This window comes from Geobacillus sp. G4 (genome assembly GCF_040327975.1).
Taxonomy (GTDB): domain Bacteria; phylum Bacillota; class Bacilli; order Bacillales; family Anoxybacillaceae; genus Geobacillus; species Geobacillus thermoleovorans.
Genome location: NZ_JBEPJY010000001.1, coordinates 225355 through 235853 on the forward strand (window position 1 = coordinate 225355; position 10499 = coordinate 235853).

General features: G+C 50.7%; 8 protein-coding genes and 1 pseudogene. 1 reads left to right on the plus strand and 8 read right to left on the minus strand.

Annotated features, from left to right (window positions below):
* Positions 1–7: 7 nt before the first annotated feature.
* Both ABS784_RS01115 and ABS784_RS01120 read right to left on the minus strand, forming a co-directional pair.
* Positions 8–883, minus strand: coding sequence for a YicC/YloC family endoribonuclease (locus tag ABS784_RS01115; protein WP_352511154.1), 876 nt, complete (start codon positions 881–883; stop codon positions 8–10).
* 83 nt (positions 884–966) lie between these two features.
* Entirely contained in the window at positions 967–3639 is a 2673-nt protein-coding gene (locus tag ABS784_RS01120; RefSeq protein ID WP_352511156.1) for a cation-translocating P-type ATPase, read from the minus strand.
* A gap of 315 nt (positions 3640–3954) precedes the next feature.
* Here ABS784_RS01120 and ABS784_RS01125 point away from each other — a divergent pair, with 315 nt between their 5' ends.
* Positions 3955–5694 (plus strand): Rqc2 family fibronectin-binding protein, encoded by a 1740-nt coding sequence (locus ABS784_RS01125; protein WP_021321690.1) that lies wholly within the window; start codon positions 3955–3957, stop codon positions 5692–5694.
* 204 nt (positions 5695–5898) lie between these two features.
* Here the strand turns inward: ABS784_RS01125 and ABS784_RS01130 are convergent, their stop codons facing one another.
* From ABS784_RS01130 to ABS784_RS17385, 6 genes and pseudogenes are all read right to left on the minus strand, one after another.
* The gene (locus ABS784_RS01130) at positions 5899–6462 is read right to left on the minus strand and encodes a Uma2 family endonuclease (protein WP_352511158.1); all 564 of its coding nucleotides are present in this window, start codon (positions 6460–6462) and stop codon (positions 5899–5901) included.
* Between the two features lie 65 nt (positions 6463–6527).
* Positions 6528–6896 (minus strand): type II toxin-antitoxin system VapC family toxin, encoded by a 369-nt coding sequence (locus ABS784_RS01135; RefSeq protein ID WP_033012322.1) that lies wholly within the window; start codon positions 6894–6896, stop codon positions 6528–6530.
* Positions 6883–7125, minus strand: a complete 243-nt coding sequence (locus ABS784_RS01140; protein WP_011230660.1) for a hypothetical protein — start codon at positions 7123–7125, stop codon at positions 6883–6885. The genes ABS784_RS01135 and ABS784_RS01140 overlap by 14 nt, the downstream gene beginning before the upstream one ends.
* Before the next feature lie 240 nt (positions 7126–7365).
* Positions 7366–7896, minus strand: coding sequence for a hypothetical protein (locus tag ABS784_RS01145; RefSeq protein WP_483867420.1), 531 nt, complete (start codon positions 7894–7896; stop codon positions 7366–7368).
* Positions 7874–9172, minus strand: a pseudogene (locus ABS784_RS17380) (RHS repeat domain-containing protein); the annotation flags it as partial. The pseudogene ABS784_RS17380 and the gene ABS784_RS01145, both read right to left, overlap by 23 nt.
* 169 nt (positions 9173–9341) lie before the next feature.
* On the minus strand, positions 9342–10415 hold the full coding sequence (locus tag ABS784_RS17385) for a hypothetical protein (RefSeq protein WP_238980503.1): 1074 nt from the start codon (positions 10413–10415) through the stop codon (positions 9342–9344).
* Between the last annotated feature and the right edge of the window lie 84 nt (positions 10416–10499).

A 10499-nucleotide genomic window follows, 5' to 3' on the forward strand; every position in this document is an offset into this window, starting at 1 on the left:
TAAACGTTTATTCCACGTTTTGCACTTGCTCGCGCATTTTCTCAAGCACGCTTTTCATCTCCACGACTTGCGCGGCAATCAGGCTGTCGTTTGCCTTGGCGCCGATCGTGTTGACTTCCCGGTTCAACTCTTGCACCAAAAAGTCGAGCTTCCGCCCAACCGGTTCGTCCATTTCTAAGGCGTCTGCCATTTGCGCCAAATGGCTGCGAATGCGTTTCAATTCCTCGTGAATGTCCGCCTTTTCGGCAAACACCGCCACTTCCGTAAGCAGGCGCGCTTCATCGACCGGAGCGGGCGTCCATTCGCGCAGACGGCGTTCAAGCCGCTCACGGTATTGCTCGACGACGAGCGGCGCCCGCTGCTCAATGATGGCAGCGCCGGCCTCCACCTCCCGAAGGCGGGCGCGCAAATCTTCAGCGAGCGCCTCTCCTTCGCGCCGGCGCATAGCGGCCAGCGCTTTTGCCGCCTCATCGACGGCATCTAAAAGCAGCGGCTCTACTTCTTCATTCGCGCCTTCTTCTTCGACGACCTCGACCGCCCCATCAAGCCGAAGAAGCTCGGCCGCCGTCACGCCGCCGTCAATGGCAAATCGCTTTGCCGCTTCCTGCACTCCGGCCCAATATTGGCCGAGCAAATTCCAATCAATATGTACGTTCCGTTTCACAAGCCCTCCGCCGGCGATCGTGACGAACACTTCCACTTTTCCGCGCCGCACGTACGGTGAAATTGCTTTTTTTATTTTATCCTCAAACACGAGCCATTGTCTAGGGAGGCGAATGGAAATTTCGCAAAACCGGTGGTTGACCGATTTCATTTCCACCGCCACCATCAAACGATCCGTTTTTTTCACACTCGCGCCGAAGCCGGTCATGCTGTAAACCATATCATCACATCCGTTGCTGTCTTCTGATCAAAAAAGAAAAGGTCATAGAGCGCTTCTCTATCACCTTTTGATTATACCATATCCTATTTTCTCGAAAAAAGCGAGCCGGCAAACAAAAATGTCGGCAAGGCGGACAACCCCGTGACGAGCAGCCAATCGACCGCTGCGAGCGGCTTCGTATGGAACACTGCGGCAAGCGGTGGGTAATAGATGACGACAATGAGCAAAAGCAGCGACACGATCACCGCCGCGACAAGGTATATGTTCCCGAACGGACTGCGGTCAAAAACCGAATGGTCGCAACGGCAGTCGAACACATGGATCAATTGGGCCAACACAAGCGTCGCAAACGCCGCCGTCTGGGCGTAAACGAGATCCTCGCCGCTCCGTTCATAGGCGGTCAGAAACGCAGCCAGCGTAACAACGCCGATCAAAAAGCCGCGGCTTACGATTTTCCAGCCGAGCCCGCGGGCGAACACCCCTTCATCGGGACGGCGCGGCGGCCGCTTCATCACGTTTTCTTCTGGTTGGTCGAGCCCGAGCGCCATGGCTGGCAAACCATCGGTGACAAGATTGACCCATAAAATTTGAATCGGCACGAGCGGCAGCGGCAAGGCAAGCAGCATCGCAAACAACATGACGAGAATTTCCCCAACGTTCGAGGCAAGCAAGTAGCGGATAAACTTGCGAATGTTTTCGTAAATGTTGCGCCCCTCTTCGATCGCGGCCTCAATCGTCGCAAAGTTGTCATCCAACAAAACGAGCGACGCCGCCTCTTTCGCCACCTCTGTCCCCGACCGGCCCATGGCGACGCCAATATCGGCTGCTTTCAGAGCGGGCGCATCGTTCACCCCGTCGCCGGTCATGGCAACAATATGGCCGCGACGCTTGAGGGCGTTGACAATTTTTAACTTATGCTCCGGAGCGACGCGGGCAAACACGTAAATCTCATCAACTACGCGTTCGAGCTCATCGACCGACAGCTTCGACAACGCCGCACCATCCATCACTTTTCCGCCAGGCGGCAGCACGCCAAGCTGTTTGGCGATGGCCGTTGCGGTCAACACATGATCCCCGGTGATCATCACCGTTTTCATCCCCGCCTCTTTGCATCGCGCCACCGCCTGCTTCACCTCCGGCCGCGGCGGATCGATCATGCCGGCGACGCCGAGGAACCGAAGCTTTGTCTCCGCATCCTTCTCCGACTCGATCCGTTCCGTTTCCGCAAGCAGCCGATACGCGACGGCGATCGTGCGCAAGGCGGAAGACGCCATCTGGCGAATCGCCTTCTCGATCGTTTCTTTCCACGCCGGGGTCAGCATCTGCTCGCGCCCGTTCCATTCAAGGCGGTCCGCCCGCTCAAGCAGCACATCGGGCGCCCCTTTCGTCACGACAAACCGACGGCCGTTTCGGTCGCGGACGATCACCGTCATCATTTTCCGCTCGGAATCAAACGGAAACTCCTGTTCGATCGTGTACTCACGCAAAAGCATTCCTTTCGCCAATCCAGCTTTGGCCGCCGCGACCAGCAGCGCTCCTTCCGTCGGATCGCCGTCGACGTAACGCCGGCCGTTTTCCTCTTTCAACTCCGAACTATTGCAAAGCACCCCCATTGTCAACAGGCGAGCGAGCTGGGGAACGCGGTTCGGATCAACCGTCCGGCCGCGTTCAGAAAACTCGCCATCCGTTTCAAGACCAACGCCGCTTACCGCAAATGTCCGCCCGCCTGCCCATACTTGCGTGACGGTCATCATGTTTTCCGTCATCGTCCCCGTTTTGTCGGAACAAATGACCGAAGCGCAGCCGAGCGTTTCCACCGCCGGAAGCTTGCGGACGATGGCGTTTCGTTTGATCATCCGCTGCACGCCAAGCGCCAAGACGACCGTCACAATGGCCGGCAACCCCTCCGGAATGGCGGCGACCGCGAGCGACACACCAGCCAAAAACATTTCATACAGGTCGTGCCCTTGAATGACACCTACGGCCACGACCGCTGCCGTCAGCGCCAATGCGACGACAAGCAAAATTTTCCCAAGCTGCTCGAGCCGGCGCTGGAGCGGGGTTGCCCCCGCATCCGCCTCTTCGAGCATCGTTGCGATTTGTCCCATCGCTGTTTTCATCCCAGTGGCGATGACAATCCCGACCCCATTCCCTCTTGTCACGAGCGTCCCCATAAACGCCATATTGTGCAAATCGCCCAACGACGCCTGTGCTGTATGAAGCGGGGCGGCGGATTTGGCCACCGGCACTGATTCGCCCGTCAGCGCCGACTCCTCGATTTCCAGGCCGGCCGCCTCAATCAAGCGGATGTCGGCCCCGACCCGGTCGCCGCTTGCAAGTCTCACCACATCGCCGACAACAAGCTCGCGCGTGGGGACTTTCACCCACTCCCCGCCGCGCAACACAACCGCTTGCGGAGCGGACAACCGTTTTAAGGCGGCAAGCGACTTTTCCGCCCGCCGCTCCTGGATAAACCCCAGGATGGCGTTCATGATCACGATGACGACAATCGCCACCGCATCCACATACTCGCCTAAAAACGCGGAAATCACCGTCGCCAAAAGCAACACAAGCACCATAAAATCTTGAAACTGGCGAAAAAAGACAACGATGGCCGACTCCTTCTTCCCTTCCGCCAGCTCGTTGTACCCGAACTGCCGCAGCCGTTTTTCCGCCTCCGCCGCAGTAAGCCCGGTCTTGACATTCGTCTTCGTCTCGTGCGCGACATCGCTTGCCGCGAGCGTATGCCATTGCATCTGTCTCCCTCCGTCCTTCCATTTTTTTCGCACGCCGTTCCCGCTTCTCTATGCTTATTCATACATGTCCCAAAAAATGATAGTCCCCGCCATGATGTTTAGCGACACAAACATAAGGAGTCGTGGGGCCCTTTGCCACGCCATCTCCCCCATAAGGGAAAAAATCGTGTCAAAAAAGCGGGCCTCCCCATTTTATGCAACATGTTCGTCGGGCATCTTCGTCCGTCTTCAGGTAATATTCAAAGAAATGTTCAAAACGGCGGGTCGTATGGTAAGATCGAAATAGCAAACAAACGAAATAGAAAGGTGTTTTCCATGTCCTTTGACGGAGTGTTTACGTACGCCATTGTCGGTGAACTCGAAGAGGCGCTTGCGGGCGGGCGGATCACGAAAATCCACCAGCCGTCGGCGTATGAGATCGTGCTGCTTGTGCGCGCCCGGGGCCATAACCATAAAGTGATGCTGTCGGCGCATCCGACGTACGCCCGCGTCCATTTGACAAACGAAACGTACAACAACCCATCCGAGCCGCCGATGTTTTGCATGCGGCTGCGCAAACAGTTGGAAGGAAGCGTCATCGAAGCGGTCCGCCAAGTCGATTTTGACCGCATCATCGTCATGGACACAAAAGGCCGCGACGAACTCGGCGACGTGCAGACAAAGCGGCTCATCATTGAAGTGATGGGCCGCCATAGCAACATCATCCTCGTTGATGCATCGACCGACACGATCATCGACAGCTTGAAACATTTGCCGCCGTCGGTCAACCGCTACCGGACGGTGCTTCCCGGGCATCCGTACGTCGCCCCACCGACGCACGGCAAGCTGAACCCGCTTGAGGCGACGGAAGAAATGGTGCTGAAAAAAATCGACTTTCACGCCGGCAAGCTCGCCCATCAGCTTGTTTCCGCCTTCAGCGGCATTTCGCCGCTATTTGCCAATGAGGCGGTGTTCCGCGCTGGACTCGCCAACCGGACGACGCTGCCGAAAAGCTTCCTCGCGCTCATCGATGACGTTCGGCACCGCCGCTTTGCCCCGATGATGTACACGAACGGGGAAAAAGAATGGTTTTACGTTTTGCCGCTTAAGCACTTAAAAATCGAAGGCCAACCGTTTGCGAGTGCAAGCGAGCTATTGGACCGCTTTTATTTCGGCAAGGCCGAGCGCGACCGCGTCAAGCAGCAAGCTCATGACATCGAGCGTCTCATGGCGAACGAAAAGGCGAAAAACGAGAAAAAGCTCCTAAAGCTCGAACAGACGCTCGAAGAAGCAAAGAAAGCCGACGTTTATCGACTGTACGGCGAACTGCTCACCGCCCATTTGTACGCCATAAAGCGCGGCATGACGGAAATCGAGGTCGCAAACTACTACGACGAAAACGGAGGCACCATCACCATTCCGCTCGACCCGCAAAAATCGCCGTCCGAGAACGCGCAACAGTACTTTCAAAAATACCAAAAAGCGAAAAACTCGTTCGCCGTCGTTCAAGAACAAATCGAGCGGACGAAAGAAGACATCGCCTATTGCGACACGATTTTAAGCCAGCTTGAAACCGCCTCGCCGAAAGATGTCGAGGAAATCCGCGACGAGCTCATTGAACAAGGCTATTTGCGCCCGCGCGCGGCGAAAGGAGCAAAAAAGCGCAAACCAACCGCACCCGAGCTTGACCGCTACGTCGCAAGCGACGGCACGGAAATACTCGTTGGCAAAAACAACAAACAAAACGATTATCTCACAACAAAGCTGGCCCATAAGGACGATGTTTGGCTGCATGTGAAAAACATTCCCGGCTCGCACGTCGTCATCCGGAACAAGCAGCCGTCTGACGAGACGCTCTTGGAAGCGGCGAATCTTGCCGCCTACTTCAGCAAAGCGCGCCATTCCGGCTCCGTGCCTGTCGACTACACGCGCATCCGCTATGTAAAAAAACCGAGCGGCGCCAAGCCGGGATTTGTCATTTACGAAAACGAGCAAACGCTCTACGTCACACCGGATGAAGAACTCGTCCGCACCATGAAACAGAGGCAAAAAGAACAAGCGGCGAAACCATCGTAAACGCGCCCCAATGGCCGCCCAACACGGCATCGGGCGATCCGCGCGAACTCCCGCAAACCGAAACGGTCTAGTGCCGCATAAAAGACAGCGGGCTGTCTGTAAGACCAGCTGCATTGGCCTTACGGACAGCCCGCTTTGCAAACTTGTCGAGTCAACCACAAGCCGCCATCACGAATGCAACTCCATGCACGTCTGCCATCCGTCTCAACGAAACACATCCTCAAGAGCCACTTGAAGCCCAGGAAAGCATGCCGACTGCACCACACCCGTTCCCGCTTTCACATCCGCCTGCTCATACAGTCCTTCCTCGTTCAGCGTATAGACGGTAATCGCCTCTTTCATCGGATTGACGATCCAATACTCTTTCACATCGTACGCCATATACAAATTGAATTTGGTCACTAAATCGTGCGCCTGGTTGGAAGGGCTCAAGATCTCAACGATAAGAGTAGGCACGCCGACATACTTCGTTTCCGTAAACCCTTTTGAATCGCAAATAACGCTTAAATCCGGAATGACGACTTTGCGATCGGGAAACTTGTCGCTAGCCAGTTCGATATCGGTCGGCGCCGCAAACACGTTGCACGGCTTCCCACGAAAATAAAGGCCCAATTCGGTATGAAGGTTGCTCGAAACAAGCTGATGCTTGATGCTTGGCGACGGAGCCATATACACAGCGCCATCAATATATTCAAGCCACTCATCGCTTTGTTCCCGCAACGCCCAATATTGCTCGTACGACACATTGGAAAACCGAGGCAAGGACATCGGCATCTTCTCCTTTGTCGCTTACATATTCCCCAAAAGAAGAACGCAACAGCCGTAATGGCCGGCTATTCCTCAAGCATCTTATCCAGCTTCTTATCAAAAGTATACACTTGATATCCCTTCACTTTGTTATAGGCGTATAAAAGGGTATCGACAAAGTCCAAGCGCCTTTTGCCAAACAGAGCAAGCGCCTCCTCTACGACCTCGATATCATCCACCTCGATATTATCGTATTTGAGCAATTCTAAAAGAATATCGCTGATCTCGTCATTTTTTACGTTGTACACTTTTTCAAGAACATAAACAACTTCAACGATTACTTCTCTTAGCAACAATACTTTGTTATCTTCAATAATCGTTGCGGCTTTGCCCGACAACTCATCATGGTCATTAAGCAGATATCTTAAAATAATATTCGCATCAATGATTTTCATATTGATCCACCACAGCTTTAGACCAAGCATCGCTTTCTCGGGCTTGCAAAGTCTCATTTTTATATTTGGACAGAGCCCCTCTTAGATTCCTTTTTTTTGGCTGTTCCAAATCTTCTTTATCCGCATAAGGAAGAATAATGACTTCCACTTTTCTATTTTTTAATGATTGAGGCAAATCGATGATCTTTTCTAAGTCATTGCTGTTTTTGATTACTCTTACAAAATCCATAACGTTTTCACTCCTTTCAAGGAAGATGGATCCTTTTAAACATATTATACCCGTTCATTGTACATCATGAGATGAAAATTCACTTTACGATCTAGGTTTCGCAGCTTTTATCAAGTCATTAACTGTTTTTTCTTTCCATCTAATAAACCTTTGTTTGGTCATGAAAAAAGAAACCTTGAAAGGCCTGCTGCCAATCAAGGCTCTTTATTGTTCTGTCTTAGCGTTCGGGATAAGGCTTCTTTACTTAGCGTCGTTAGAATAATACAAGAAAAGAGAATCCACAACCTCTTGCGGAAGCTGTTGATTGGCAAAATTAAGCGCCACCCATGATAGAACCGTTTGATCCATTGGACGCCAAGTTTTTAAAATCGGCCATGCATCCACACGATAGTTTGCATCTCGAAGTCCTAAAATGCAAATGCCGTAATTTCTATCCCCCCATATGGCCCACTTCATGGAAGAAGGCAACCAAATAACTGTATACGAATTGTATAGCATCGCATCAGCTGGACTTTCCTCAGGCCCCAATTCCAGGACATTTACATATTGATCAGATGTTAAATGAACAGGGAGTTTCACCCAATTATAGTAACCAAATTCTTCATAAAAGTATTCTACAGGATGAGGATCTAGTACAGCAGTAAGAATATACTCATCTTTCATTTTTTTCGACAATTGCTGAATTACGGTCCAAAAATCCCCATCCATTGTCCAGTCGAATTCTTCAAACCAAAAATAACGAAATGGTTCACGAAATACCTGTTTGGGCAATCGATTTTCTAAGAAAAACACATCGTTCACCGTGCGGTATAACTGATAAAATTCTCTTTTTTCTCTCACAAACAATGTTTCTAAATTCACGAAGATCACCTATTGTTTTAAACCTGATTTTTAAAGTCATTTTTTTACTTCCCTTTGGATAATAGTCAGCGGTTGGCCCACCTGTAGATTTCGCTTCATCACGAAGAACGTATTTAGCTCCGTCCTTTGTAAATATCGTTGTTTTTCCATCTTTTGATTTCGATTTTCTCCATCCATTTCTAAGCAGATTTTTTTCGAACTCTGCTTTAGAAACATCCGTCTGTATGTTAATATAGCGGCTGCCGCTTTTAGTCACATTTTTGTATTTACAGGACTTGCATTTCCCTTTAAATAATGTTTTTAACCTGTTTACTAATTTGACTAAAAGCGATACAACAACTCTGTACTTCCCATCCGGATCCACGAACATCACCGGATTGTTGTTCGCATACACATACCCATTTTGCGTCAAGAGGTCATCCGCATCCCCTGGGTCTGGGTCTAAAGAAAGGAACACGCCATGCGTTGGATGATAGTATCGGGCAATTAAGTAATAGAGACCCGTTTCTTGGTCATATTGGTATCCCGCATATCGATATGGGTTTTCCTCCGCCAAGGAGCCGGATTGAGAGAGAATATTCCCCCATGCATCATATTGATAACGGGCCACAATGTTTCCTTGCGCATCCGTTAGGGCGATCACGTCGCCATGGGCGTTATAGTGGTAGAAGTACGTCGCATTGCCTTTTTTCATGGCAAGGAGTTGCCCATTTTCTCCGTATATATACGATCTTACCACATTTCCGCTTGCATCGGTTTCATACAGAACGTTTAGGCTGTCGCCTTGGTAATGGTAGTTCGTCACCACGCCATTCACGGTCTTCTGGATGCGTCGGCCGTCTTCATCATATTGGTACGTCACAAACGGCGTGCTTTCGCCTTTTCTTGTAATCGAAACTAATTGATCCGCCTCGTTCCATTCATACCGGCACTGGCCGTCTTCGACACGGTTGCCGTTCGCATCATACATGATCGTTTCATCGCCGAAACGGATCAACTGATTCGCCGCATTATAATCAGCCGTGGTTGTCGTCGACTGCCCATCTTTCGTTTTCACGATTTGCTTGCGATTGCCGAATCCATCGTACGTATACGCGATCGTCGTTCCATCCGGCCATTGCTCTTCGACTAGTTGATCCAAGGCGTCATAACGATAGAGCGTCTTCGCGCCGGTCGGGGTGGCGATTTCCGTCCGGTTGCCGTTTTCATCGTAACGGTACGTTTCCGATACAATTTCTTTTCCATCCGCCGTACCGACCGAAACGCTTTCCACTAAGCCGCGGTCATCATACGTAAAGGTTGAACCGGCCCCATTTCCTGTCGTGAAGGTGCGAATGTTTCCTCTCTCGTCATAGTCAAAGCGGTACGTATCTTCCATCTTGGACGACTGTATTTTGATCCAATGCATTGTATTGGTAATGGATCGTTTGACTAAAGGCCCCATGAGAGAACATGAACTGCTGCAATTTATCCGATGTGGTTGGGTACAGCCATTTTTGCAGCCCGCCGCGGTCCGACAGTTCCACCAGCCGATTCGCTTTATCAAATGTTCTCGTTTTGGTGGTGCCGTCTTTTAAATATTTGACGGAAAGTTCGTTCCCATTTTTATCATAACTAAATTCGTAATACGGGACGTTGTTGTAGGAAACCGTTTTGACTCTTTCGGTCCCGTCATACGTCCATTGAATCGTGTTTCCTTTCGGCAAAACCATTTTGATTTTATTTCCGTTGGCATCATATTCATTCGTTGTCACATCATTCAACGGACCGACGGTTTTCACGAGTTTACCGGTCGCATCATAAGAATAGGTAAATGTTTGAGACTGGCCGTCGCTGGTTCGAATGACTTTTGAAGTCATATTGTCATTCGCGTCATACCCATAGTTGACGGACGTACCATTTGCTAACAACAGCTGTTTTAAGCGATTCGATAAATCATACGTGTACTCTTTCTTGTTTCCTTTCTTATCGTACTCGCTTAACAAGTTTCCTACGGCATCATAATTCTTTTTCGCCACATAGCCTTCTTCATCCACTTCTTCCGTGACATCATTTCCGCTGGCATCGTATTTGTTTTTCGTCACCACGTTTCCTTCCATGAGCCGGATCGCGTCAAACCATACCGTTCCCGTGTAATTGCCGCGGAAGACAGCGGATATATCGATTTTATCAATTGGCTTGGAAGGTTGAATCGAAACGGCGGCACGGTTCCAATCTTGATTGCCAGCAGGGAAATCCGCAGGTGTGAGTAAAATATTTGTAGGTGAAATGGAGAATGCGAATGGTTGCTTGTGATGATGATCGTGACCACTAAGCGAAATGCTGTAAATGATCATTTTATTTGAATGCCAAGCCACCCGTTTTTTCTGTGAACATAACCATCCACGAATGGTTATGTTCATGCTTGGTGGTGAGCGAAACTTGCTCATGTTCAGAAAACCCACGAAATATTGACGACATTAGACGCTGTCGCACTCCGTTTTTCCCCATGGAATGACGCCGATGGCGAGTGA

What these genes read in the sequence shown, in the direction of transcription:
- ABS784_RS01115 (WP_352511154.1), bottom strand. Translation starts at nt 883, where the DNA reads ATGGTTTACAGCATGACCGGCTTCGGCGCGAGTGTGAAAAAAACGGAT.
- ABS784_RS01120 (WP_352511156.1), bottom strand. Translation starts at nt 3,639, where the DNA reads ATGCAATGGCATACGCTCGCGGCAAGCGATGTCGCGCACGAGACGAAG.
- ABS784_RS01125 (WP_021321690.1), top strand. Translation starts at nt 3,955, where the DNA reads ATGTCCTTTGACGGAGTGTTTACGTACGCCATTGTCGGTGAACTCGAA.
- ABS784_RS01130 (WP_352511158.1), bottom strand. Translation starts at nt 6,462, where the DNA reads ATGTCCTTGCCTCGGTTTTCCAATGTGTCGTACGAGCAATATTGGGCG.
- ABS784_RS01135 (WP_033012322.1), bottom strand. Translation starts at nt 6,896, where the DNA reads ATGAAAATCATTGATGCGAATATTATTTTAAGATATCTGCTTAATGAC.
- ABS784_RS01140 (WP_011230660.1), bottom strand. Translation starts at nt 7,125, where the DNA reads ATGGATTTTGTAAGAGTAATCAAAAACAGCAATGACTTAGAAAAGATC.
- ABS784_RS17385 (WP_238980503.1), bottom strand. Translation starts at nt 10,415, where the DNA reads ATGAGCAAGTTTCGCTCACCACCAAGCATGAACATAACCATTCGTGGA.